The organism is Collimonas antrihumi, from assembly GCF_018304965.1.
Lineage (GTDB): Bacteria > Pseudomonadota > Gammaproteobacteria > Burkholderiales > Burkholderiaceae_D > Collimonas > Collimonas antrihumi.
In genome coordinates this window covers 1-975 of record NZ_JAGQED010000073.1, presented here as the reverse complement: position 1 = coordinate 975, position 975 = coordinate 1, and the positions used below count along the sequence as shown (strand labels likewise).

At 60.2% G+C, this 975-nt stretch carries 1 pseudogene; it reads left to right on the top strand.

What is annotated here, in order from left to right:
• Positions 1 to 975: pseudogene (locus KHU29_RS22035) on the top strand (DDE-type integrase/transposase/recombinase); the annotation flags it as partial.

The window sequence follows — 975 nt, the reverse complement described above, 5'->3', positions numbered from 1 at the left end:
GCAGTCAACAGACCCGGCAAGACAAGAAACGCATCAAGGAACTCGAACGCGACGTCAATCGCAAGAACGCTGCGTTGGCAGAGACGACTGCTTTGCTGGTACTAGCAAAAAAGCTCTCGGTGATTTTCCAAGAGGGCGCGGACGTATGATACGCGTGGAAGATCGCCGCAATATTGCCTGCGACATTGAGCAAGCCTGTCACGACGGTGCCGGTTACGAACCTGCTTGCCAGCTCGCCGGCATCAGCCTACGTACCTTGCAGCGCTGGAAGGTCGGCGCTGAAGCCGGTTTGATACAAGGTGATGGCCGCCCTGATGCGACGCGTCCCGTGCCCGCTCATGCCCTCTGCGACGATGAGCGACGCCAGATCATCAGCGTCGCCAACGAAAGCCGGTTTGCGGCCATGCCGCCGGCGCGCATCGTGCCTATGTTGGCTGACGAAGGCGTCTATCTGGCCAGTGAGTCAAGTTTCAGTCGCGTACTGCGGGCACACGGACAGACCCGGCATCGCGGGCGCGCCAAGGCGCCTCATACTGTGCGCCCGCCGACGACACACATTGCCACCGCACCAGCCCAGGTGTGGTGCTGGGACATGACCTATTTACCGACCGGCATCATCGGCCGCTGGTTCTACCTGTACCTGATTCTGGATTTGTACAGCCGGAAGATCGTGGGCTGGGAGGTACATGAGACCGATCACGCCGACCATGCGGCGCTGCTGGTTAAACGTACCGCGATTACCGAGGGGATTTACGCATTGCCAGTCAAACCGGTGCTGCATGGTGACAACGGCGCCACGCTCAAGGCAACCACCGTGCTGTCTATGCTCCACTGGCTGGGAATCAAGCCGTCTTACTCACGCCCTCGCGTCAGCGACGACAACGCTTACGCAGAGTCGCTGTTTCGCACGGCGAAGTATCGGCCCGAGTTTCCTGACAAGGGCTTTGCCAGTCTGTCGGAAGCCCGGTGTTGGGG